The following is a 21,763-nucleotide window of genomic DNA, read 5'->3' as shown; positions in this document are numbered from 1 at the left end:
GTGAAGGAGGGGCGGTTCCCTTCGGGGAGCCGCCCCTTCTGCGTGTTGTGAAGATCAGGTGGTGCGCAGGAGTTGCACCAGATCGGCGGCGCCGTGCGCGTCGTGCTGCTCGTGGATCGACAACGCGATCCGCCACTCGCGTCGCGCCTCCGGCAATCGGCCCTGGGCCAGGTGGAGCTCGCCGAGGCTCTTGCGGATGTCCGCCTCGCACAGCCAGTCGCCGTACTGGCCGGCGATGGCCAGGCCCTCGCTCTGGGCGGCGATGGCTTCGTCGTACCGGCCCTCTGCCATCCGCAGGCGGCCCAGCTCGTTCAGTACTTCGGCCTGGGGGATCGCCGCCTCCGCGGTTCGGTAGAGCTCCAGGCTCTGGCGCAGGGCTTCGCCGGCGATCTCGTACTGGCCGGCTTCGCGGTAGGCGACTCCGACGTTCTGCGCGATCATGCCGCGGTACTTCTCCAGCCCTGGCTCGACCAGCAGGTCCATCGCCTCGTCGAAGTGCCGCTGAGCCGCCTCGGGCCTGCCGGTCTTCAGGTAGAGCATGCCGAGTGCCAGACAGGCCCAGGCCGCTCGCGGTGGGATGCCCAGGCGCAGGCCGATCTCCCGGGCGCGTGCGGCGTACGGGATGCCGTCGGTGGTGCGGCCGGTGCGCTCCAGCACGTGGCTGAGGCTGCTGAGGCAGAGCGCTTGCAGGTTGCCGTCACCCGAGCTCTCCGCAGTGTCGACCGCTCGGCGGAGGGGAGCCACTGCTTGCTCGTACTGCCCCAGCTCCGCGTGTGCCGCACCGAGGTCATGCAGGACGAGCCCTTCGGCGATGCGGTCGGGGCCACCGCTGACCAGGCGCAGTACGGCCTCGTTGGTCTGCAGCCACTCGAGCCATGCTCTGCGGACCGCGTAGTACGCGTTCAGCCCGACAGCCAGCTGTACTGCGAGGCCGGGCTGCTCCGCTGCGGCCTGTTGCACGATGCCGACCAGGTTGGGGCGCTCGTTGTCCAGCCAGGCGAGTACGTGCTCATGGCTGGGCAGGTCCTCGGCGTCGGCCAGCCACTCCTTGTCGAGCCACCGCTCGCGGGTCACCCCGTGCCCGGCGTACTCACTGGCCTTCCAGACGACAGCGGAGACCCGCTTGATCCACCTAGTGATGGCAGCCGTCTTGTCCGGCTCGGTCAACATCTGCTCGGCAAGCTCCCGTGCAGCCACCCGGAGAAGGTCGTGCAGCCGGTACCGTCCTGGGGCCGGCGTCCCCAGCAGGTGCACGTCGACCAGCCGCTCCAGTACTACGACAGCCTCGGGCTCAGGACTGTCCGACAGTGCAGCCGCCAGAGCCGACGTTAGCTCCACAGACTCCGACAACCCGAGCAGCGCGAACATCGTGACGGCCTGTACGTCGATCGGGTCGTCACTGCCGGCCAGCTGCTCGATCGACAACACCAGAGTCGCCCGTACGCCGGAGTCGTCCAGCTGCAACTCGTCCAGCCGGCGACGGCCGTCAGCCAGCCGCTCGGCGAGGTGTGCCACCGGCCAGGTCGGGCGGGACGCCAGCCGGGCACCTGCCATCCGGATCGCCAGGGGCAGGCCACCGCACTGGCGCACTACCTCGGCACACTCGTCCTCCGGCGCGTCTGGGCGCTCCGAGATGCGGCGGAGCATCTCGATGGACTCCTCCAGTGGCGGCTCGGCCAACTGGAACTGACGGCCGCCAAGACCGGCCATGCTGCGCCGGCTCGTCACGATGACCGCGCAGCCGCCAGTACCCGGTAGCAGCGGGCGGACTTGGTCCTGGTCGGCCGCATTGTCGAGTAGCAGCACCAGACGGCGGTCCGCGAGCGCAGTACGGAATCGTGCGGAGGCGGTGGCCAGGTCGGCTGGTGTCGTCTCGCCCATGTCCTCCAGGAGATAGGTGAGAGCGTCCAGTGGTTCGAGTGGTGGGCCGATGCCGAAGCCGCGCAGGTCGAGGTACAGCTGACCGTCCGGGAAGTGCTCAGCGACCCGGTGAGCGGTGTGGATGGCCAAAGTGGTCTTACCGATCCCGCCCATGCCGGTGATCGCCGTGACGCTGACCCCTTTGCCAGTGGTCAGGTAGCGGGTCAGCAGCTCGATCTCCCGGACCCGGCCGGTGAAGTCGCCACTGGCGAACGGGAGCTGTCTGGGGGAGGCAGCCACGGCTGGCTTGGTCTTCGGTTTGGTCTTGTCGCTCCGGCCGCGACGAGAGGCCGCGGCGGCCAGTGCGGCGGTCTGGTCGGGATCCAGGCGGAGCGCTCGGGCCAGCGCCCGCACTGTGCTCGGTTGGGGGTAGCGCCGGGTGCCGCGCTCGAGGGTGCTGATCGCCTGGACGCTGATGCCGGAGTCCTCCGACAGCTCTTCCTGGGTCAGCCCTGCCGCCGTCCGATGCCGGCGGAGCAGGGCCGCGAACTGGGAATCCACTGCCACACTTCCCCCGATCGCCGCTTTTGTATGGGTGAACTGTATGGGTTGTACCTGGTGAGCCGGTCTGGACCAATCGAGAATTGGACCTGCACGACGACTGGGGAGGAGATGTGCATGTCGGTTTACCAGGCTGTTCCTGCTGTGCGCCGGGAGGACTTCGCGCCGGAGGTTGTCTGTGAGGTCTACGAGCTGGAGTCGCGGCGCCGGACGCCGGCCGTCGCGGAGGAGCTGACCGGCCGCCAGGTCACCATCGGGCGGTTGATGGCCACCGGCGCCAAGGACGCGGCCATCGCCCGTCAGCTCGGGCTCTCGCTGCGGACCGTCCGGGCCGAGATCAGCGCGCTGATCGCTGGGCTGGGGGCCAAGTCGCGGTTCCAGGCAGGCTGCCTGCTGGTCCGCCGGTTCGGCTGAGCCGGGGCGGCGGAAAGCCGGAAAGCGGAGGGCCGGGGGCTGTCGGAGGGGCCACGTAGGCTGGCGACATGAGTGAGCTTCCTGACCGTCGTCTGCTGCTGGTCCATGCCCATCCCGACGACGAGACGATCAACAACGGCGTGACGATGGCGCGCTATGTCGCCGAGGGTGCGCGGGTCACCTTGGTCACCTGCACCCTCGGTGAGGAAGGCGAGGTCCTGGTCCCGGAGCTGGCGCACCTGGCCGCCGACCAGACCGACGGCCTCGGCAAGCACCGGATCGGCGAGCTGGAGGCCGCGATGCGCGAGCTCGGCGTCACCGACCACCGCTTCCTCGGCGGCCCGGGCAAGTACCGCGACACCGGGATGATCTACGACGAGCAGGGCAACGCCGCCGTCCCGCCGCAGACCCGGCTGGACAGCTTCTGGCAGGCCGACCTGCTGACCGCGGCGAACGATCTGGTCCCGATCATCCGCGAGGTCCGCCCGCAGGTGCTCGTGACGTACGACGAGTTCGGCAACTACGGTCACCCTGACCACGTCAAGGCGCACCGGGTGGCCACGTACGCCGCTGCCCTGGCCGCGGCACCGTCGTACCGGGAAGACCTGGGGGAGGCCTGGGACATCGCGAAGATCTACTGGATGGCGATGGCCGAGTCGGGCATGCGGGAGAGCCTGCGCAAGCTGCGCGAGTCCGGTGACACCACGACCTTCGAGGGCATGGACCCGGAAGGCCCGCTCGGCCCGTTCGTCACCCCGGACCGGTTCATCGACTGCGTGATCGCCGGCGAGGGCTTCATCGATCGCAAGATGAACGCGATGAAGGCGCACGCCACCCAGATCACCGTCGACGGCCCGTTCTTCGCCCTGTCGAACAACAACGGCAGCGAGATCTGGGGCAGTGAGGCCTACCGCCTGGTCAAGGGCGCCGCGGCGCCCGGCCCCGACGGCGTCGAGACGGACCTCTTCGCAGGCCTGTGACAGTGATCGGTGACACACACTGGGTTGAGGTATCAACCATCTCTACGACTTAGGCTGCTGGGGTGACGACGGACCCCGGCAGTATCGAGTCCGCGGAGTTCCGTACCGCGCTGGGCCGGTTCGGCTCCGGGATCACGATCATGAGCACGCTGCAGGACGGGATCGCGCACGCGATGACCGCGAACGCGTTCACCTCCGTGTCGCTGGAGCCGCCGCTGGTGCTGGTGTGCGTGGATCGCGGGGTCCGGATGCACGACGCGGTGCTGGACTGTGGGTATTGGGCGGTGTCCGTGCTGGCCGGCCGTCAGCAGGGCATCGCCGAGCGGTTCGCCAAGTCGGGCCGGGACCTGTACAGCCAGTTCGACGGGATCGGCACCCAGCCGGGTCCGAAGACCGGCTGCCCGCTGATCGAGGGAGCGCTCTCGTGGCTGGAGTGCCGCACCTGGGCGACCTATCCCGGCGGCGACCACACGATCGTCGTCGGCGAGGTCCTCAGCCTCGGCGTGGGCGACCCGGATGACCCCGCCGCACTGATGTACTACGCAGGCCAGTACAGGGCACTCGAGGGCAAGTCACACCGCCCGGTCCTGTAGTCTGTGCCGTTGCTGTTACTTGGTTTCGAGCAGGAGGACTCTGTCCGGTGGGGAGAAAACAGCTCGCGGGGATCATCGCCGCGGCGGGGTTCGGGGTGCTCGTGGCCGGGTACGGTCTGGCGTTCGCGCTGACCGGCGACAAGGTGCCCGGGGATACGACGGTGCTGGGGATTCCCCTCGGTGGCCTGTCCGAGGATGACGCGAAGGCCAAGTTGCAGGCCGGGCTGAAGGACCGCCTGGTGCTGCCCATCAACGTCAAGGTCGGCTCCCGGACGTTCCAGGTGAAACCCGCCGAGGCCGGTCTCACCCTGGACGTGGACGCTACCGTCGCCGAGGCCGGCGCCGGCCGCAGCCTGAACCCGGCGCACATCTGGCAGTCGATGACCGGCGGCGAAGCGGTCCAGCCGGTGATCGCCAAGGACGAGGCCAAGCTGAAGGCCGCGATCGAGAAGCTGGCCGGCCAGGTGAACCGGCCCGCCACCGAAGGCACCATCACCTTCGTCAAGGCCAAGGCGGTGAAGCACCCGTCCGCCGACGGTGTGCAGCTGGACGTCGAGGCCGCCACCCAGACGGTCGTGGCCGGCTTCCCGTCGGACGGCAACCCCAAGGCCCTCCAGGTCGACGTGACCAAGCCGAAGGCCGGCAGCGACGTGATCGACAAGGCGATGGCCGAGTACGCCGTGCCCGCGATGTCCGGCCCGGTCCGGTTGACCGTCGGTGAGAAGAGCGCCGACCTCGAACCCGAGGAGATCGCTCCCGCGCTGACCCTGGTCGCCAAGGACGGCGTTTTCACGCCGACCCTGAACGCCAAGATGCTCGAGCCGCTGTTCGCCGAGCGGTTCAAGAAGCTCGAGACGCTGCCGAAGGACGCGACGGTGCAGATCGTCGGCGGCAAGCCGAAGGTGATCCCGGCCGTCGACGGCATGGTGGTCGCCCGCGACAAGGTCGTCCCGGCGATCCTCGCGCTGCTGCCCAAGCCGATCGGCCAGCGCACCGCTGCCGTCGGCCTGGCGCACACCAAGGCTGCCGTCACCACCGAGGCGGCCGCGGCGCTCGGGATCAAGGAGGTGATGGGCGAGGCCACCACCAAGTTCCCGCACGCCACCTACCGCAACGTGAACATCGGCACCGCCGCGCGCAAGATCAACGGCACGCTGCTGAAGCCGGGCGAGATGTTCAGCCTGAACAAGATCGTGGGCGAGCGGACCAAGGCCAACGGGTTCACCGAGGGCAACATCATCAACGGCGGCAAGTTCGTCCTGGACCTCGGCGGCGGTGTCTCGCAGTCGGCCACGACGACCTTCAACGCGGCGTTCTTCGCCGGCCTGAAGGACGTCGAGCACAAGGCGCACAGCGTCTACATCGACCGCTACCCGGTCGGCCGCGAGGCCACCGTGGCCTGGCCGTCGGTGGACCTGAAGTTCCTCAACGACTCCGGCAACGGCATCCTGGTGCAGACCATCTTCACCGCGTCGACGCCGAGCAGCTCGGGTAGCCTGACGGTGAAGATCTGGGGCACCAAGGTCTGGGACATCACCGCCGGGCAGTCGGCGAAGTCGAACTTCCGCGCTCCCGGACTGGTCTACAACACCGAGAAGAACTGCCGGCCGCAGGCGCCGACGACCGGTTTCGACATCACCATCTACCGCTACTTCAACAAGAACGGCCAGCGGGTCAAGACGGAGTCCTTCACGACGAAGTACAACGCGGCCGACGACATCCGGTGTGGCCCGAAGCCGGGCACGACGCCGCCGTCGACGGAGACCACGCCGCTTCCGGGTGGCGCCAAGCCGTCGACGACCACGCGTCCGCCGGGCAGCTGAGCCAGTAGTCGATGTGGGCCGTTTCCTCCGGGGGCGGCCCACATTTGTGCGCCGGGCCTATTGCGGGTGCAGGGTGTGCAGACCGGCGGCGATCTGGCCGAACAGCTCCTCGCCGATCACGGCGCCTTCCCGGCGTACCTCGGCCGGGTCGATCCGTAGTACCCGATCGAGCCGGAGCTCGCTGGCGCGGCCGGCCTTGTCCCAGGGGCCGCTGCCGATGTCGAGCCAGACCCGGCCCCAGCGCTTCTCGTCGGCCGCGTCCCGGTCGTGGTCCTTGCTGGTCAGGATGAGCGCCAGCAGGAAGGGCCCGTCGGACCCGACTACCAGGACCGGCCGGTCCTTGCCCCGGTTGTGGTCTTCCTCGAAGGGCACCCAGGTCCAGACGATCTCGCCCGGATCAGCCACCCCGTCGTCGGGATGCGGCGTGTATTCGACGTGCACCCTGCCCTCGTAGTCGCCCGCGTACTCAGGTCGCACCACCTCAGTCATGTGCCGACCCTACCGACTCGGCGCCGCACCGACCGTGAGGTAGCGGTAGCGATACGCAACGGCGTACCCGAGGTTCGTGTAGGTCGTCATGGCGGCAGTGTTCTCCTCCAGGACCTCTACGTAGCTCCGGCGACCTCCCTGCTGCCCAGACCAGCGTGCAAGGCCCTGCAGGACGGCTGTGGCGAGCCCACGGCGTCTGTACGTCGGGTCTACCCGTACTGCGTCCACCCCCAGCCAGTGGCCGGTCATAGAGCCGCGGCCGACCGCTACGACCTGGCCGTCCAGCTCTATGGAGGCGAAGACGGCTTTGGGGGCGCCTTCCATCACTGCGGGCGCTGCCGCCGGGGGAGTGCCCTCAAAGGCTGCCTGGTACCAAGCTGCGTCCGGCTTGTCCCGGATAGCCACCTCATGAGCCGGCTCTGCGTTGAGGTGGTCCAGAGTCGCGTGCAGAACCAGTACGTCGCTCTGCTCCGGCCGGGCGTCGACCCAGCCGAGCTGCTTGATCTCCTGGGCCACAGGGCTGTCCAGGCGGACCAGGGCCAGCGGGGGGAGGTCGCGCTCGGCATAGAAGGCTTCAGCGCGCTTCAGAGCCTCCGAGACGGGCATCTCGGGATCACCGGCGGGCAGCAGGGAGTTGGCCCGGCCAGTCCAGCCACCAGAGGCTCGCAGGAGCCACTGACCGACGTACGAGGTCTCTGCCGCGGGGCGGCCGAGGGCTGTGGTGAGGAAGAGTTGCTCGACGTCCACGTGTCGTAGCGGCATCGGTGGAATCCGTTTGGCTGCTGAGACGTCCTCCAGACGGATCCGGTACGGCGTACTGTCGGAGTGCCGGACCACCAGCCAACCCGCGTCGTATGCCTGCAACACCCCGATGACATCGGTCAGCTGTCCGCCAGGAAGCCGGTGGCGGACCACGACACGGTGGCCGATATCACGGGCGCTGAGACCTGACACGATGCGGACTCCTGGCAGAGTGGGGCAAGGACTACCGTGATACTAGGTAGCCGCACCACCATATGAGCATCGGGAACACCGCACCGCAGCATCCTGACCGCTGCGCCTGCTGGCTATAGGAGGAGTACCAGTGACCTACGTCATCGCGCAGCCGTGTGTTGACCTCAAGGACCTCGCCTGCGTCGAGGAGTGCCCCGTCGACTGCATCTACGAGGGCAACCGGATGCTGTACATCCACCCGGACGAGTGTGTCGACTGTGGGGCGTGCGAGCCGGTCTGCCCGGTGGAGGCGATCTACTACGAGGACGACACCCCGGAGCAGTGGAAGGACTACTACACCGCCAACGTCGACTTCTTCAACGACCTGGGTTCGCCCGGTGGCGCGTCCAAGATGGGCAAGATCGACAAGGACCACCCCTTCATCGCCGCCCTCCCCCCGCAGGAGCACGACGAGTAGGCAAGTCCTGCACACGCCCGGATCGGTCCCAGGCCATCCGGGCGTTGCTGTGCCCGCAGGTAGGCGGTATTGAGACTGAAGGAGGTCTCTGGTGTCTGCTTCGTTGTCTTCGCGGCTTGCCGCGGTCGTCGACGCGCTGCCGCTCGTCCCGGGGCTCCGCGTCCTCGAGTTCGGCTGCGGCCCGGGCGCGGCCGCCCGTGAGGTTGCCCGTCGCGTCGGCCCGAGCGGTTTCGTCCTCGGCGTCGACCGCTCCCCGAAGGCCATCCAGCAGGCCCTGGCCGCTGAGCAGCTCTCCAACCTGGCCTTCCGCCAGTCCGCCGTCGACGTGTTCGAGTTGGAGCCAGGCGAAGCCCCGTACGACCTCGCCTTTGCCATCCGAGTAGGCGCCCTCGACGGCCGCCACCCAGCTCAGCAGGCGCCGTCTCTGGCCCGCATAGCCGCGGCCCTGACCCCCACCGGCCGCCTCTTCATCGACGGCGGCACCCCGCTCCGCGAACTGAAGCTCTGACTATTCCTCGATGACGTCGACGTGGACGTGGTCGAGGTGGCGGAGGGTGTCCTTGTTGCCGGGGCGGTCGGGCGCCGTGTAGTCGCGCCAGCCACTGTCGGAGCGGCCGCCGGAAGTCCAGATCTTGTCGGCGAAGATGACGGTGCGGATCCCGAGGTGGTCGGCGCGCGCCACCAGGTACTGCGCCACCGCCCAGCCCTTGACCGTGTTCGCCGTCGAGATCGGCTTCACGAAGATGTCGACCGCCCGGCCCTCGTAGTGGGCCGAGCCCTCCATGTGTCCCGTCGTCACGCCACCCGGCTGGTAACCCCCGGTCGACAGCTTCCCGAACGTCGCGACCAGATCCCTCCGGACCGTCTCTGCCCGTGGTGTCAGCCCGGTCTTGCCCATGGTCTCGGCCGGCAGCGAGGCGGTGCTGACCGTGCAACTGAAGGCCGCCTTGGACTGGCCGGTGAGCGCGGACGCCAGCACTCGCGCATCCGCCTCGTGGTCGGCATAGGCGTTGGGGAAGGCGCTCCGCTGGACCCGGTCAGCAGCAACCGTCACCGCAAGCTTCTGGTAGTTCTTCACCTTCACCAGCGCGTCGTAGAACTTCGCCGCCGCGTAGTGCGGGTCCTGCACCTGCGCAGGCGTCCCCCAGCCCTGCGACGGCCGCTGCTGGAACAGCCCGAGCGAGTCCCGGTCACCATGCGCCAGGTTGCGCAGTCCGGACTCCTGGTACGCCGTGGCCAGCGCGATCGTGGCAGCCCGCGCCGGCAGACCACGCCGTACTGCGATGCCCACGATGATCGCCGCGGACTCGGCCTGCTCCAGGTCCAGTACGACGCTCGCGTCGCTGACCGTCGCCATGCACTGCTCACGGGGCGGCAGCAGCGGCCCGACGCCCTTGCCGCCGATCCACGCGATCCCCACCCCGACGGCAAGCGCGAGCGCACCTATTGCTCCTACGGCAACCAGCGTGCCCCGGTTCATCGGCATACGAGTTCCAACGTTCGGGACCGGCGTACAGGTTCCTGGAGATGGGTCACGCTGAGTATGACGCGCCGCTCCTCGCCTAGGTTGGCGTGATTTGTCACGCGTTGGCGTGCAGGGCTTCGTTGAGCGTGATGCCCTCACCCTTGCGCGGGCGGGCCTCGACGGCGCCGGTGACCGAGTTGCGCAGGTAGAGCAGGCCGGGCTGGCCGGACAGGTCGCGGGCCTTCACGACGGAGCCGTCGGGCAGCGTGACCTTCGTACCGGCGGTGACGTAGAGACCCGCCTCGACCACGCAGTCGTCACCGAGCGAGATGCCGACGCCACCGTTCGCGCCGAGCAGGCAGCGCTTGCCGATCGAGACGACGGCCTTGCCGCCACCCGACAGGGTGCCCATGATCGAGGCGCCCGCGCCGATGTCGCTGCCGTCGTCGACCACGACCCCGGCCACGATCCGGCCTTCCACCATCGACGTCCCGAGCGTGCCGGCGTTGAAGTTGACGAAGCCCTCGTGCATGACGGTGGTGCCCGAGGCCAGGTGCGCGCCGAGCCGGACCCGGTCCGCGTCGCCGATCCGGACGCCGGACGGTACGACGTAGTCGGTCATCCGGGGGAACTTGTCCACACTCGTCACGGTCAGGTGCAGGCCGGCCGCGCGGGCGCGGAGCCGGACGTTCTCGATCTCCTCGACCGGGACCGGGCCGTGCGAGGTCCAGGCGTTGTTCGGCAACGCGCCGAAGATGCCGTCCAGGTTCAGGCCGTGCGGACGGACCAGCCGGTGCGAGAGCAGGTGCAGTCGCAGGTACGCGTCAGCGGTGTCCGCGGGTGCCTCGTCCAGCACGATCTCGGCCTGGACGACGGTACGGCGTACCTGGCGGAGGTCGTCGTTGCCCTCGGCAGCGATCAGCTCGGCCGGTGCCTTCACCTCGGCGGGGGCCTCGCCCAGGGCGGGGGCCGGGTACCAGACGTCGAGCACGCTGCCGGAGGGGGTGACGGTGGCGAGGCCGAAGCCCCAGGCGCGGGTGGCGTTCTCAGTCATGCCCAAAGCCTGCCAGACGCCGGGTCATCGCTCGTCCACCGGTCTGAACAGTGGATAGCCTCGCAGCAGGCGTACCGGACCGCGACGAAAGGATTCCCATGCCGGTTTCCCTGATCCTCGACACCGATTTCGGTACCGACGTCGACGACCTGCTGGCGTTGACGGCCATCCTGGGTTCGCCCGAACTCGCCCTGGCCGGCGTGACCACCGTGTACGGCGACGTGTTGTTGCGGGCGCGGATGGTGGCCAGGGTGGCCCGCCTCGCCGGTCGTGACGTCGGGCCGATCGTGCCAGGGCGTGGCGAGCCGCGATCCGGTCGTGAGGTCTGGTGGGCCGGGCACGAGGGCACGCTGATGCCGGGGCTCGAGCAGGAGGAGGTCAGTACGGATGACCCTGTCGCTCTGCTGGCCGGGTCGGCGACGGTGCTGGCGGTCGGGCCGCTGACCAATGTCGCTGAGGCGGTCGAGGCCCCTGGGCATCAGATTGAGGAGCTGGTCCTGATGGGCGGGGACTTCGGCGGCGGCGACGAGCCCGAGCACAACCTCAAGTGCGACGTCACCGCGGCGGCTGCGGTCTTCGGCTCCGGGTTGCCCTTGACGACGATCGGCATCGACCAGACGAGGCGGCTCCGGCTCGACGCGGCGCTGGTCGCCGAACTCGAGTCCGCGGGGTCGTTGGGTGAGCTGGCCGGCGCGGAGATCCGGCAGTTCTGGGAGTTCCGGCAGCGCGACTTCAACCAGCCGCACGATCCGGCGGCGGTGCTGATGATGGTCGAGCCGGAGCTCTTTTCGTTCGCCACCGGGCGGATCGTCGTGGAGGATGACGGGCTGACCCGGTTCGCGGCGGACCCGGCCGGCCCGCACCGGATCGTCACCGACCTGGACCCCGAGCGGGTCACCCGCCGGATCGTCGACCGGATGCTCGCCGCCATCAACTGACCAGCCAGCAACTGACCAGCCACTAACCGACCTGAGATCGACTGGCTCGCGATCGACTGGTCGGCGATCGATTGACCTGCGATCAACTCACTCCTGGAGGACGCCCGCATGCTGCCCGCTTGGCTCGATCCGATCGCCGGACCCGTCCTGGCCGCCACCCAGGCGCCGAACCTCGGCGACCTCAAGGGCGAGGTCCTGCGCGAATGGGGCTCGTCAGAGGTCTGGCGCCTGTCGTACGGCCTGCGCAGTGTGATCGCCAAGCGCGGCAGCGACGCGCAGGTGACCGAGGCCGCGGCGTACCGGCGGCTTGTCGTGCCGCTCCAGTTGCCGGCGCCGAAGTTGATCCACGCCGAGGGGACGGACGACGCCGTACTGCTCGTGCTCGCCGATGTCGGCCTGGGGAGTCTGGAGCAGGAGCCGACCGCGGAGGGCTTCCTGGCCGCTGCCGAGCTGATCGCCGCTGTTCGTTCGCAGCCGATCGATGCGCCCAGCGAGTTCACGCCCGACCACCTCCGAGACCTGGTACGCCGGAGTCCGGCCGACGGCGAGCTGGCGGCGCGACTCGAGACGGTAGGGGTTGCGAAGCTGGAGGAGTTGCAGAAGGAGACGCCGGCCCGCGTGGTCCACGGTGACTTCGTGCCGAAGAATCTTGTCACCGACGGCACCCGCTGGACCGTCGTCGACTGGCCGCTCGCGCACGTGGCTCCACACCTGAGCGACCTCTACACCCTGCTCCGCGATGCTGTTGCCGTCGGCCACCAACGCGGGCCGATCGTTGCCCGCTACATCGATGCTTCCGGCACCGATCCTCAGCTGGTCCAGCGCCAGCTCGCGATCGGGGGAATCGCGTTCACCCTGCGCGCCCTGACCTGGGTCGTCGAGGAAGGCGTGAATACCGTGCCCTCCTCCAGAGAGTGGATCGCGCCGCTGCTGGCGGAGTTGACCGACATCACCACCAACCTGCGATGAGGGACCTGATCCTCGGCGGAACCAAGAATCTCGGCCGCCACGTCGCCGAAGCAGCGCTCGCCGCCGGGCATGAGCTGACCCTCTTCAATCGCGGCCGGACCAACACCACCCTCTTTCCCGAGGCGACCCACCTGCGGGGCGACCGATCGGCGCCCGAGGCGCTGGCGTCGGGGGAGTGGGATGCCGTCATCGACATGTCCGGCTTCCTGGTTCGAGACCTGCGCCGAAGTGCTGAACTGCTGCGGGACCGCGTCGGCCACTACACCTTCATGTCCTCGATCGCGGTGTACGCGCGCAGGACAACGCCGGGGATGACGGAGGACGCGCCTTTGTTGCCGTGGCCCGAGGGTGCTCCGGAAGACGAGCTCACGATGGATCTCTACGGACCGTCGAAGGCCCGGGCCGAAGGACTGCTGGCCGAGACGTTCGGTGAGCGCACCACGGCTGTCCGGTCGGGCTTCGTCGTCGGACCGTACAACCCGGACTTCGGCAACTGGGGCGAGGCGCTCGCCACCGGCAAACCACTCGAATGCGCCGCGAGACCGGATCAGCCGATCCAGTACCTCGACGCCCGTGACCTGGCGGCGTTCCTACTGCGGGTGACGGTTGACCGCCGCGCCGGAGCGTTCAACGCGGTGAGCGAGTCGATGACGATGGCGACCCTCGCCGAGGCGTGGCGGTCCGTAGTACCGGGAAGTCCGCCGGTGGACTGGGAGCCGGCCGTGGATCGCTTCCACCTGCCGCACGACGGATCGAACGACGGGACCTTCCTCCTCGACAACTCCAGAGCGCTAGCCGCCGGTCTTGAGGTGCGGCCGGCGGCCGACTCGGCGCGAGCTTGCATGGAGTGGATCCAAGCCGGAAACACCCCACCCCCACCGCCGCACTGATCGTGGCCGAGCGGTTCAGCTTGTGGCAGGTCGCCGTGCCGGTGTTCGGGCCGACGGTGGTGAACTCGGTGGGGATGGGGGCGATTCTGCCGATCATCGCCCTGTCGGCGCTGGAGTTGGGCGCTTCGGTCGGGACGGCGGCCTTTCTGGTCGGCGTACTGGGGTTCGGGTACTTCGCGGGGTCGCTGCCCGCCGGCGCGTTGGTGGTGCGGATCGGCGAGCGGCGGGCATTGTTGCTGGCGGCAATCGTCACGGCGGCGGCTTGGCTCTTGGCGTGGCTCGCGGGCAGTTGGCAGGTGCTTGGTCTGGCGCTGGTCGTCGCCGGTCTGTCGGGCGCGGTGTTCAGCTTGGCGAGGCAGTCGTATCTCACCGATGTGGTGCCGATCGGGATGCGTGCCCGGGCGATGTCGACGCTCGGCGGAGTGAACCGGATCGGCTTGTTCGTCGGCCCGTTCCTCGGTGCGGCGGCGGGCCATCGGTGGGGGATCGCCGCCGCGTACGCCGTCGGGGTCGCCAGTTCGCTCGGCGCCGCAGTACTGCTGCTCTGTGCCGGTGATCCTGTCCGGGAGCACGTCCTGCCGGAGCGACAGCCGATCCGGAAGGTGCTCTGGGACAGCCGCCGCGTCTTCCTCACCCTCGGCACCGGCGTCTTCGTGATCGCGGTGGCGAGGATCGCACGGGTCAGCCTGGTCCCGCTCTGGGGTGAACACGTCGGCCTGTCCGCCACCGACATCTCGATCGTCTTCGGCATCACCAACGGCATCGAGATGCTGCTGTTCTACCCCGCCGGCCTGGTGATGGACCGCTTCGGCCGTGTCTGGATCGCCGTCCCGTGCACCCTCGCGCTCGGCCTCGGCATGCTCGTCCTCCCGCTCACCAGCACCCTGTACGCCGTACTCGCCGTCGCCAGCTTGATGGCCATAGGCAACGGTCTCGGCTCCGGCATCATCATCACCCTGGGCGCCGACGCCGCCCCACCAGCCCTCCGAGCCCAGTTCCTGGCCGGCTGGACCGCCTGCGCCGAACTAGGCGGAGTCCTAGGCCCCCTCCTGATCAGCGCCATCACCTTCCTAGCCCCTCTAGCCACAGCCACCCTCACCCTAGGAGCCCTAACCACCCTAGGCGCCACCTGGCTAGCCCACTGGGTCCCCCGCCACAAACCCCAAACACCCGAGTAGCAGGTGGGGTTAGGGGGTTTTGGGGGCTGAGGTGGCTCGGATGTGGAGTTCGGTTCTCAGGGTGACTGTGGATGGGGGGCGGCCGGGGGAGGCTATGCGGTCTTTGAGGAGGAGGCCTGCGGTGCGGCCCAGTTCGTAGGTGGGCTGGGCGACGGTGGTGAGGGAGGGGACGACCAGGTCGGCCCAGGGGAGGTCGTCGAAGCCGACCACGGCGATGTCGTCGGGGGCGCGGAGGCCGCGCTTGGCCAGGCATTCCAGGGCGCCGACGGTCATCAGGTTGTTGGCGACGAAGAGGGCTTCTGGCGGTTCGGGCTGGTCCAGCAGGCTTTCCATCGCCGCGAAGCCGCCGGCCTCGCGGAAGTCGGCATGGCGGACCAGGTCCTTCTCGAAGCGGATGCCGGCGCCGCGAAGAGCGGAGCGGTAGCCGGCCAGCCGGTCCATCGCAGTACTGACTCGTCGAGGTCCGGTGATGCAGGCGATCCGGCGGTAGCCGCCGTCGATCAGGTGCTTCACGCCTTCGGCCGCGCCGTGCTCGTTGTCGACCAGGACGGTGTCCGCCTCGACGCCCTCGACCCGGCGGTCGATCAGCACCATCGGCGTCTTCGCCTCGTCGAGCTGCTGGACGCCTTCGGCGGTCGACGTCGGCGAGATCACCACACCGGCCATCTGCTCGGTCAGCACGGCCGACGCGTACGCCGCTTCCTTGGCCGGGTCCTCGTCGGAGTTGCACAGCACCACGTGGTAGCCCTCGGTCTGTGCGACGTCCTCGAGTCCGCGGACCAGCGAGGTGAAGAACGGGTTCTCGATGTCGGAGATGACCACTGCCCACAGGTTCGTGCTGGCGCGACGCAGGTTGCGCGCCACTCCGTTCGGGCGGTAGCCGAGCTCGGCCACGGCCGCGCGGACCTTCTCGGACAGTTCCGGATCCACGTTCCGGCGGCCGCTGAGCACCCGCGACACAGTGGCCGGCGATACGCCAGATCTACGCGCGACGTCGTAGATCGTCGTCATACTCGCTCCCCGCTCGAGGCCTAGCTGCCGTCTGGACGGCACAAGGATCTCACGGCGGAGGTTGCCCGACAGCGAAAGGCATCGCAGCACGTGCTTGCGCGTCGAGCAAGGCCAAAGCGGCTGCGCGGGTCGGGGCCGAGGCGGCCGCACCGTCCAAGGTGGTGGACAGCGCGCCCGCGGCATTGGCCAGCTGTACTGCGTCAACGAGCGCGGCGCCGTCTGCCAGCGATGCGGCGAGCGATCCGCAGAAGGCATCTCCTGCACCGACTGTGTCCACAGTTGCGACGGAGTGGGCCGGGACGCGCATTTCCACGCCATATTGACGATCCAAGACGAAGGCGCCGCGCGAGCCGAGGGTGACAACGCAGCCGCGCAGATCCCACTCATCGGCCAGACGCCGGGCGATCGCCGGTACCTGGGTTTCGTCGTCGCAGTCCAGGCCGGTCAGCGCCGCGGCCTCCACCTCGTTCGGCACCAGGATGTCGACGAAGGCGGCCAGCCCGGTATCGACCGGTCCGGCCGGCGCCGGAGTGAGGATCGTCAGAACGCCCGCGGCCGAGGCGAGCTGGAGGGCAGCTCTGCTCGCCTCGACCGGGAGTTCGAGTTGCACACTGAGAACCTTGCTGGACGTCAGTACGGCGGACGCCGCCTCCACCTCCGCCGGGGTGATCGCGGAGTTCGCGCGGGACACGATGATGATCGAGTTGCCCCCGTCCGGCAGCACCAGCGGGAGTCCCACGCCGGTCCCGAGCTCCGGATGCCGAACCACCCAACTGGTGTCGACCCCGTCGGTCTTGAGCAGCTCGAGAAACTCCTCGCCGTACCGGTCGTCCCCGATGGTGCCGACGATCGCGGTGCGGGCTCCCATCCGCGCGGCTGCGATCGCCTGGTTCACTCCCTTGCCGCCCAGGTGCTCGGCGAATCCGGTGCCGTGCAAGGTCTCGCCGGGCAACGGCCGCCGTTCCGCACTGGCGACCAGGTCCTTCATGAACGACCCGAGCACACACACGTCGTACCGGGTCATTCCGCCTCCCCGGCGCCGAGCAGCTTGCGGCCGAGCGCGCCGGACGGGTGATAGCGGGCGAAGTCGTGGTGGGTGAAGTCGCGCAGTACGACGAGTGCGCAGGCGAGCGCGTCGCCCATCACCAGGGCGGCGGTGGTGGAGGCGGTCGGGGCGAGGTTCAGCGGGTCGGCCTCGCGCAGGACCATGGTGTCGAGCGTGTACGTCGCCAGCCGGGCGAGCGTCGAGTCCTCGGCGCCCGTCATCGCGATCACCGGGATCTCGCGGTCGCGCAGCATCCGGGCGAACGCGCAGACCTCGGCGGTCTCACCCGACGCGGACAACGCCAGCACCAGATCGCGTTCGGTCACCGCGCCGGAGTCGCCGTGCAACGCGTCGCCGGCGTGGATGAAGGACGCGGGCGTGCCGGTACTCGCGAGCGTGGCGGCGATCTTGCGTCCGACCAGCCCGGACTTGCCCAGTCCGGTGACGACCAGGTGCCCTTCACACGCGGCTGCCGCTTTCAGTACGTCGAGGAACACCCCGTCGAGCCGCCCGGCCAGTGCCGACACCGCCGCCGCCTCGGTCTCGATCGCGTTCCGCGCTGCCGCCAGCCCTTGGGTCACGAGTTCTCGCGGCAACTCCGTCCTCGGCACTACTGGCATTCTCGACCCGCTTTCCGGTCCAGAGTCAGAAATCGATTTCCGAAGACTAGGCAAGACGGCGACACAGTGTCAACGGCTGCATCCTGTTCAAAACAAGCGTGAACGGCAGCTCCGGTCAAATCGTTGACATCGGGACTCTTGACCACTCCCGGCCGCGATCGTAGATTGCGAGAAATCGATTGCCCAGTCTGGCCGCTCGACCCCTGGAGTTCCTGATGCCCGCAACCTCCCCTGTAAATCCCAGGCCGATCAGCCGGCGATCGGTACTGCGCGGCGGCCTCGGCGCCCTGGCCGTGTCGGCCTTCGCCGGACCCCTGCTGACTGCCTGCGGCGGTGACGACGCCGGTGGCGACGGCAAGGAGCTGTCCTTCTGGAACTTCTACGGACCGTCCGACGACAACAGTCCGCAGAGCAAGTGGTTCGTCGCACTCGCCGACCAGTGGAACGCGAACAACGACGTCAAGGTGAAGCTGCGCTACATCCCCGGCAAGGACTACCTCAGTGGTACGACACTGCAGACCGCGTTCCAGTCGGGGCAGGGCCCGGACATCTTCCTGATCAGCCCCGGCGACTTCCTGCGCTACTACAACGGCGGCGTCCTGCAGGACCTGTCCGGCGACCTGTCCGCCGAGACCAAGGCTGACTACCTGCCCGGCCTGCTGGAGGCGCGCAGCGTCGACGGCAAGGTCTACGGCCTCCCGATGGAGATCGAGCCGCTCGCGATGTATTACAGCGAAACCGCCTTCGAGAAGGCCGGCCTGTCCGAGGCTGACCTCCCGAAGACCTGGGACCAGACGCTGGCCGTCGCGGAGAAGCTGACCGGCAAGGACCGGTACGGCGTGATGTTCGAAACCCTGCCCGGGTACTACCAGAACTTCACCTGGTACCCGTTCCTCTGGCAGGGCGACGGTACGCCGATCAAGGACGGCAAGGTCGCCTTCGACTCGCCGGCCGCCGTACAGGCGCTGAAGTTCTGGCAGGACACGATCAAGAACAAGGTCGCCCCGCGGAAAGCTCTCGGTGACGGCGGCGGTGATGTCCTGTCCAACCTCGGCTCGGGCGCCGTGGCGATGCAGCAGAGCGGCATCTGGGCTGTCTCCGACCTGCGCAGCAAGGCGAAGAACTTCAAGTACGGCATCATTCCGCACCCGATCCCCGACGGTGGCAAGCCTGCCAGTGACCTCGGCGGCTGGGCCTTTGTGGCCAACTCGAAGGGCAAGAACCCCGAGGCCGCGGCCAAGTTCATCGCCTGGGCGCTCGGCTCGACCGATGCCGAAGGAGTCGAGCGGCAGCGGCAGTGGAACACCGTGGTCAAGACGAACGTCCCGCCGCGCAAGTCGGTCCAGACCGCCGCCGACGCCAAGGGTGCTTTCGCCGAAGGCGTGCTGAAGAAGTTCGTCACCGAGATCGCGCCGACCGGCAAACCCGAGCCGCGCTTCCCACCGGAGGTGTACCAGCCGATCGCGGACGCGATCCAGGCCTGCCAGCTGAACGGCGGCGATCCCGGCAAGGCGGCGGCGGACGCGGCGCAGAAGATCGACACGTTCCTGAAGACCTACCAGGGTGCGCCCATCACATGACGACGACCACGAGCGCGCCACCGTCGAGACCGCCCCGGTTGACGGCGGTCCGGGAGAAGAAGCCGATGACGAAGCGGCGGCGCGAGGCACTGGCGGCATACGCCTTCCTGGCGCCGGACGCGATCGGCCTGCTGATCTTCGTCGCGCTGCCGATGCTGCTCGCCTTCGGCGTCGCCTTCTTCAAGGTCGATGGCTTCGGCAACTACCAGTACGTCGGTCTGGCCAACTACAAGTTGATGATCGGTGACGACCAGTTGCTGGCGTCGCTCAAGATCACCGCGATCTACGTCGTCACCTTCGTCCCGCTCGCGTTCGTGGTGAGCTTCGCGCTGGCGATGCTGGTGCGCAACCATTTCCGCGGCATCGGCTGGGTCCGCTCGGCGTTCTTCCTGCCGAACGTGGTCAGCCTGGTCGTGGTCGGCCTGATCTGGCAGTTCCTGCTGGTCGACAAGCGCGGTGCCCTGTCGAAGCTGCTCGGCCCGCTCGGGCTGGGCGACGTGTCCTTCCTCGGTACGCCGGCGCTTGCCCTAGGCACCTATGTGGTGATCAGCGTCTGGTTCCTGATGGGCTACCAGATGCTGGTCTTCCTGGCCGGGCTGAAGGACGTGCCGAAGGAGTTGGAGGACGCGGCGCAGATCGATGGCGCGAGCGCGTGGCAGCGGTTCCGCTACGTGATCTGGCCGCTGCTGCGACCGACCAGCTTCTTCGTCGTGGTCAACTCGACGATCGGCGCGGTGACCGGCTTGCAGGCGTTCGACCTGGTCTACGTGCTCACCAAGGGCGGACCGGCCCGGGCCACCAGCACGGTCGTCCTCTACATCTACGAACAGGCCTTCACCTTCAACAACATGGGGTACGCCGCCGCGCTGACCACCGTCGTCGTCACGCTGCTCATCCTCTGTACCGGCCTGATGTTCGCCGTCACCCGAGGAGGCCGCTTCGATGAGGACTAGATTCTTTCCCGTCCTGGCTCATGTCCTGGCAGTTCTCGCGGTAGCGCCACTGCTCTGGGTGCTGATCAGCGTGCTGAAGCCGCCGGAGGAGATCTTCTCGTTCGGCTGGCCGTCGACCTGGACGCTGGACAACCTGCAGTACGTGCTGCTGAAGATCCCGTTACCGCGGTTCCTGATGAACAGCGCGATCGTCGCGGTGGTCGTCACCGTGGTCGCGTTGTTCTTCCACTCGATGGCGGCCTACGCGCTCGCGCGCCTGCGGTTCCCCGGCCGCGGCATCATCTTCTCCGGCATCATGTCCACCCTGCTGGTCTCGCTGCCGGTCATCCTTGTCCCGCTGTTCCTGGTAGCCAAGCAACTCGGCCTGCTCGACAGCTACGCGGGACTGATCGTGCCGAGCATCTTTCATGCCTTCGGCATCTTCCTGCTCCGGCAGTACTACCTGAACATTCCGCGGGAGCTGGAGGAAGCGGCCGACCTGGACGGCTGTGGCTACTGGCGCCGGTACTGGAGTGTCATCCTGCCGCTCAGCCGCCCGGTGCTGGCCAGCCTGTCGGTGCTGTTCTTCCTGGCCAACTGGAACGCCTTCCTCTGGCCGCTCACGATCACCCGCAATCCGGATCTCCGGGTCATCCAGCTCGGCATCTCCGGCATGCAGGGCCAGTACGCCTCCGCCTGGAACCTCATCCTCGCGGCCGCGGTGATCGCGGCGATCCCGACCGTCGTCGTCTTCGTCGCCGGCCAGAAACGCCTGGTCGACGCGATGAAGACCACCGGCCTGAAGTAGTTGCTCCGGGCTCCGGGCTCCGGGCTCCGGGCTCCGCGCGCCGGGATGGGTGCTCCGGGCTCGGTGCTCCGCGGCTCAGGTCGCGCAGGTGATGCAGGTTCGCGCGGTCGGCCGGGCGAGGAGCCGGCCGGTCGCGATCGGTTCGCCGCAGCGCTCGCAGCGGCCGTAGTCACCCGCGTCCAGCCGCGCCAAGGCGCTGTCGAGCTCCTCGAGGCGCTTGCGGGCGTCCGCGAGAAGAGTGCTCGTCTGCGACCGCTCGAACGCGATCGTCGAACCCTCCGGATCGTGTTCGTCGTCGGTCGCGACCAGCCGCGAGGCCTCCACGATCGCTTCCAGGTCGGTGCTGAGCGCCGCGATGCGTTCCGCCGTACTGGTTCGGTCGGCGGTGAGCGCTGCGCGTAACTCGGGATCACCTGACATGGTGCCCATTGTTGCTCGGGATCAGGGCCAGGGCTTCAGCTCGGGCAGGTCGCCGGTGATGGGCCGGACGGGGCGGCGGCCGGCCATCCAGGCGGTGAGGTCGGTGAAGGTGCCGGTGAGGATGCGGTCTTCGCCGGTGCCGTTCTCCCAGCGGGTGTTGCCCCCGACCAGGATGAGGTGGAGCCCGTCAGGTGTGCGCGCCTTGAGGAAGTCGAGCAGGTGCAGGCAGAACTCCACCGACCAGTCGTCGGAGGTCGGCTCGAGAGCGAGGTCGACAGTGTGTACTTCGAGTTCGCGCCAGCCCGTGTAGACGGTCGCCGCCAGGTCGCCGTTGCGGTGCGTGACCGGTCGCGACCAGTCGTCGACCTTCCGCCAGGCGTCGAGCAGTCCGGCGGTGGCGGTCCGGACGTGCTCCCGCAACTCGTCCGCCGACCGCCCGGCGCCGGCCTCGATCGCGGCATCGCGAGCCGGGCGGCCGCCGTCGTACATCTCGACCAGCCGGCCCGCCAGAGCTTCCTCGACCTGCCGTGTCATCGCCTCGCTGAAGTACGCGATGTGCGTCAGCACATGCCCACGCGACCACCCGGGCAACCCGGACGGCGCCCGCACCGCCTCGTCGTCAAGACCTGCCAGTACTGCGGTCAGCCGTGCGACCGTTGCTTCCATGTCAGGTTTCACCCTCCAAACCTAAACCGCGGAGCCGGCCGGGCGCCCGGCCGGGC

The 21,763-nt window shown here is 68.6% G+C and carries 23 protein-coding genes; 13 read left to right on the top strand and 10 right to left on the bottom strand.

Annotated elements, in window-relative coordinates; translation table 11 throughout:
* Positions 1–54: 54 nt before the first annotated feature.
* A complete protein-coding gene (locus ACQPYM_RS32935) occupies positions 55–2,421 on the bottom strand; it encodes an ATP-binding protein (protein ID WP_433008299.1) in 2,367 nt (788 codons plus the stop codon).
* Between the two features lie 117 nt (positions 2,422–2,538).
* Here ACQPYM_RS32935 and ACQPYM_RS32930 point away from each other — a divergent pair, with 117 nt between their 5' ends.
* From ACQPYM_RS32930 to ACQPYM_RS32915, 4 genes are all read left to right on the top strand, one after another.
* Complete coding sequence (locus ACQPYM_RS32930) at positions 2,539–2,835, top strand: response regulator transcription factor (protein ID WP_360285190.1); 297 nt, start codon at positions 2,539–2,541, stop codon at positions 2,833–2,835.
* 68 nt (positions 2,836–2,903) lie between these two features.
* Positions 2,904–3,815 (top strand): N-acetyl-1-D-myo-inositol-2-amino-2-deoxy-alpha-D-glucopyranoside deacetylase, encoded by a 912-nt coding sequence (mshB, locus tag ACQPYM_RS32925; RefSeq protein ID WP_433008297.1) that lies wholly within the window; start codon positions 2,904–2,906, stop codon positions 3,813–3,815.
* A 62-nt stretch (positions 3,816–3,877) separates the two neighbouring features.
* Entirely contained in the window at positions 3,878–4,408 is a 531-nt protein-coding gene (locus ACQPYM_RS32920) for a flavin reductase family protein (protein WP_433008295.1), read from the top strand.
* A 47-nt stretch (positions 4,409–4,455) separates the two neighbouring features.
* Positions 4,456–6,231, top strand: coding sequence for a VanW family protein (locus tag ACQPYM_RS32915; protein WP_433008293.1), 1,776 nt, complete (start codon positions 4,456–4,458; stop codon positions 6,229–6,231).
* Positions 6,232–6,288: 57 nt separating this feature from the next.
* On the opposite strand, the gene ACQPYM_RS32910 is transcribed toward ACQPYM_RS32915, so the two are convergent.
* Together ACQPYM_RS32910 and ACQPYM_RS32905 are read right to left on the bottom strand one after the other, a co-directional pair.
* Entirely contained in the window at positions 6,289–6,720 is a 432-nt protein-coding gene (locus ACQPYM_RS32910) for a type II toxin-antitoxin system PemK/MazF family toxin (protein ID WP_433008291.1), read from the bottom strand.
* Between the two features lie 9 nt (positions 6,721–6,729).
* A complete protein-coding gene (locus ACQPYM_RS32905; RefSeq protein WP_433008289.1) occupies positions 6,730–7,674 on the bottom strand; it encodes a GNAT family N-acetyltransferase in 945 nt (314 codons plus the stop codon).
* Between the two features lie 130 nt (positions 7,675–7,804).
* Between ACQPYM_RS32905 and fdxA the strand changes: the two genes are divergently transcribed.
* Both fdxA and ACQPYM_RS32895 read left to right on the top strand, forming a co-directional pair.
* Positions 7,805–8,131 (top strand): ferredoxin, encoded by a 327-nt coding sequence (gene fdxA, locus ACQPYM_RS32900; protein WP_131285641.1) that lies wholly within the window; start codon positions 7,805–7,807, stop codon positions 8,129–8,131.
* A gap of 91 nt (positions 8,132–8,222) precedes the next feature.
* The gene (locus ACQPYM_RS32895; protein WP_433008287.1) at positions 8,223–8,639 is read left to right on the top strand and encodes a class I SAM-dependent methyltransferase; all 417 of its coding nucleotides are present in this window, start codon (positions 8,223–8,225) and stop codon (positions 8,637–8,639) included.
* On the opposite strand, the gene ACQPYM_RS32890 is transcribed toward ACQPYM_RS32895, so the two are convergent.
* Both ACQPYM_RS32890 and dapD read right to left on the bottom strand, forming a co-directional pair.
* Entirely contained in the window at positions 8,640–9,617 is a 978-nt protein-coding gene (locus tag ACQPYM_RS32890) for a hypothetical protein (RefSeq protein ID WP_433008285.1), read from the bottom strand. It lies immediately after the preceding gene.
* Between the two features lie 94 nt (positions 9,618–9,711).
* Positions 9,712–10,650 carry a 2,3,4,5-tetrahydropyridine-2,6-dicarboxylate N-succinyltransferase gene (gene dapD, locus ACQPYM_RS32885; protein WP_433008283.1) on the bottom strand — a complete coding sequence of 313 codons (939 nt, stop codon included), beginning with the start codon at positions 10,648–10,650 and terminating at the stop codon, positions 9,712–9,714.
* A gap of 98 nt (positions 10,651–10,748) precedes the next feature.
* Between dapD and ACQPYM_RS32880 the strand changes: the two genes are divergently transcribed.
* The 4 genes from ACQPYM_RS32880 to ACQPYM_RS32865 all read left to right on the top strand — a co-directional run bounded on the left by ACQPYM_RS32880 (position 10,749) and on the right by ACQPYM_RS32865 (position 14,625).
* The gene (locus ACQPYM_RS32880) at positions 10,749–11,588 is read left to right on the top strand and encodes a nucleoside hydrolase (RefSeq protein ID WP_433008281.1); all 840 of its coding nucleotides are present in this window, start codon (positions 10,749–10,751) and stop codon (positions 11,586–11,588) included.
* 108 nt (positions 11,589–11,696) lie between these two features.
* Positions 11,697–12,557: a phosphotransferase family protein gene (locus tag ACQPYM_RS32875; protein WP_433008279.1), complete on the top strand. Its 861-nt coding sequence runs from the start codon at positions 11,697–11,699 to the stop codon at positions 12,555–12,557.
* A complete protein-coding gene (locus ACQPYM_RS32870; RefSeq protein WP_433008277.1) occupies positions 12,554–13,447 on the top strand; it encodes an NAD-dependent dehydratase in 894 nt (297 codons plus the stop codon). Before ACQPYM_RS32875 ends, ACQPYM_RS32870 begins: the two co-directional genes overlap by 4 nt.
* The gene (locus ACQPYM_RS32865) at positions 13,405–14,625 is read left to right on the top strand and encodes an MFS transporter (protein ID WP_433008275.1); all 1,221 of its coding nucleotides are present in this window, start codon (positions 13,405–13,407) and stop codon (positions 14,623–14,625) included. The genes ACQPYM_RS32870 and ACQPYM_RS32865 overlap by 43 nt, the downstream gene beginning before the upstream one ends.
* Positions 14,626–14,634: 9 nt before the next feature.
* On the opposite strand, the gene ACQPYM_RS32860 is transcribed toward ACQPYM_RS32865, so the two are convergent.
* From ACQPYM_RS32860 to ACQPYM_RS32850, 3 genes are read right to left on the bottom strand one after another with little or no spacing between them, the layout of a single operon-like run.
* A complete protein-coding gene (locus tag ACQPYM_RS32860) occupies positions 14,635–15,636 on the bottom strand; it encodes a LacI family DNA-binding transcriptional regulator (RefSeq protein ID WP_433008273.1) in 1,002 nt (333 codons plus the stop codon).
* A 49-nt stretch (positions 15,637–15,685) separates the two neighbouring features.
* Entirely contained in the window at positions 15,686–16,660 is a 975-nt protein-coding gene (locus ACQPYM_RS32855) for a ribokinase (RefSeq protein ID WP_433008271.1), read from the bottom strand.
* Complete coding sequence (locus ACQPYM_RS32850) at positions 16,657–17,292, bottom strand: KpsF/GutQ family sugar-phosphate isomerase (protein ID WP_433008269.1); 636 nt, start codon at positions 17,290–17,292, stop codon at positions 16,657–16,659. The genes ACQPYM_RS32855 and ACQPYM_RS32850 overlap by 4 nt, the downstream gene beginning before the upstream one ends.
* A gap of 224 nt (positions 17,293–17,516) precedes the next feature.
* Here ACQPYM_RS32850 and ACQPYM_RS32845 point away from each other — a divergent pair, with 224 nt between their 5' ends.
* From ACQPYM_RS32845 to ACQPYM_RS32835, 3 genes are read left to right on the top strand one after another with little or no spacing between them, the layout of a single operon-like run.
* On the top strand, positions 17,517–18,881 hold the full coding sequence (locus ACQPYM_RS32845) for an extracellular solute-binding protein (protein WP_433008267.1): 1,365 nt from the start codon (positions 17,517–17,519) through the stop codon (positions 18,879–18,881).
* The gene (locus tag ACQPYM_RS32840) at positions 18,878–19,834 is read left to right on the top strand and encodes a carbohydrate ABC transporter permease (protein WP_433008264.1); all 957 of its coding nucleotides are present in this window, start codon (positions 18,878–18,880) and stop codon (positions 19,832–19,834) included. Before ACQPYM_RS32845 ends, ACQPYM_RS32840 begins: the two co-directional genes overlap by 4 nt.
* Positions 19,824–20,621: a carbohydrate ABC transporter permease gene (locus tag ACQPYM_RS32835; RefSeq protein ID WP_433008262.1), complete on the top strand. Its 798-nt coding sequence runs from the start codon at positions 19,824–19,826 to the stop codon at positions 20,619–20,621. The genes ACQPYM_RS32840 and ACQPYM_RS32835 overlap by 11 nt, the downstream gene beginning before the upstream one ends.
* Before the next feature lie 75 nt (positions 20,622–20,696).
* Here the strand turns inward: ACQPYM_RS32835 and ACQPYM_RS32830 are convergent, their stop codons facing one another.
* Together ACQPYM_RS32830 and ACQPYM_RS32825 are read right to left on the bottom strand one after the other, a co-directional pair.
* Positions 20,697–21,041, bottom strand: coding sequence for a TraR/DksA family transcriptional regulator (locus ACQPYM_RS32830; RefSeq protein WP_433008259.1), 345 nt, complete (start codon positions 21,039–21,041; stop codon positions 20,697–20,699).
* 21 nt (positions 21,042–21,062) lie between these two features.
* Positions 21,063–21,707 carry a maleylpyruvate isomerase family mycothiol-dependent enzyme gene (locus tag ACQPYM_RS32825; RefSeq protein WP_433008257.1) on the bottom strand — a complete coding sequence of 215 codons (645 nt, stop codon included), beginning with the start codon at positions 21,705–21,707 and terminating at the stop codon, positions 21,063–21,065.
* Between the last annotated feature and the right edge of the window lie 56 nt (positions 21,708–21,763).

It is taken from the genome of Kribbella sp. CA-294648 (genome assembly GCF_050943845.1).
Taxonomy (GTDB): Bacteria; Actinomycetota; Actinomycetes; order Propionibacteriales; family Kribbellaceae; genus Kribbella.
This window is presented reverse-complemented; position numbering and strand designations above follow the sequence as displayed.

What these genes read in the sequence shown, in the direction of transcription:
- ACQPYM_RS32860 (WP_433008273.1), bottom strand. Translation starts at nt 15,636, where the DNA reads ATGACGACGATCTACGACGTCGCGCGTAGATCTGGCGTATCGCCGGCC.
- mshB (WP_433008297.1), top strand. Translation starts at nt 2,904, where the DNA reads ATGAGTGAGCTTCCTGACCGTCGTCTGCTGCTGGTCCATGCCCATCCC.
- ACQPYM_RS32890 (WP_433008285.1), bottom strand. Translation starts at nt 9,617, where the DNA reads ATGCCGATGAACCGGGGCACGCTGGTTGCCGTAGGAGCAATAGGTGCG.
- ACQPYM_RS32930 (WP_360285190.1), top strand. Translation starts at nt 2,539, where the DNA reads ATGTCGGTTTACCAGGCTGTTCCTGCTGTGCGCCGGGAGGACTTCGCG.
- ACQPYM_RS32835 (WP_433008262.1), top strand. Translation starts at nt 19,824, where the DNA reads ATGAGGACTAGATTCTTTCCCGTCCTGGCTCATGTCCTGGCAGTTCTC.
- dapD (WP_433008283.1), bottom strand. Translation starts at nt 10,650, where the DNA reads ATGACTGAGAACGCCACCCGCGCCTGGGGCTTCGGCCTCGCCACCGTC.
- ACQPYM_RS32825 (WP_433008257.1), bottom strand. Translation starts at nt 21,707, where the DNA reads ATGGAAGCAACGGTCGCACGGCTGACCGCAGTACTGGCAGGTCTTGAC.
- ACQPYM_RS32830 (WP_433008259.1), bottom strand. Translation starts at nt 21,041, where the DNA reads ATGTCAGGTGATCCCGAGTTACGCGCAGCGCTCACCGCCGACCGAACC.
- ACQPYM_RS32870 (WP_433008277.1), top strand. Translation starts at nt 12,554, where the DNA reads ATGAGGGACCTGATCCTCGGCGGAACCAAGAATCTCGGCCGCCACGTC.
- ACQPYM_RS32840 (WP_433008264.1), top strand. Translation starts at nt 18,878, where the DNA reads ATGACGACGACCACGAGCGCGCCACCGTCGAGACCGCCCCGGTTGACG.
- ACQPYM_RS32855 (WP_433008271.1), bottom strand. Translation starts at nt 16,660, where the DNA reads ATGACCCGGTACGACGTGTGTGTGCTCGGGTCGTTCATGAAGGACCTG.
- ACQPYM_RS32875 (WP_433008279.1), top strand. Translation starts at nt 11,697, where the DNA reads ATGCTGCCCGCTTGGCTCGATCCGATCGCCGGACCCGTCCTGGCCGCC.
- ACQPYM_RS32880 (WP_433008281.1), top strand. Translation starts at nt 10,749, where the DNA reads ATGCCGGTTTCCCTGATCCTCGACACCGATTTCGGTACCGACGTCGAC.
- ACQPYM_RS32845 (WP_433008267.1), top strand. Translation starts at nt 17,517, where the DNA reads ATGCCCGCAACCTCCCCTGTAAATCCCAGGCCGATCAGCCGGCGATCG.
- ACQPYM_RS32910 (WP_433008291.1), bottom strand. Translation starts at nt 6,720, where the DNA reads ATGACTGAGGTGGTGCGACCTGAGTACGCGGGCGACTACGAGGGCAGG.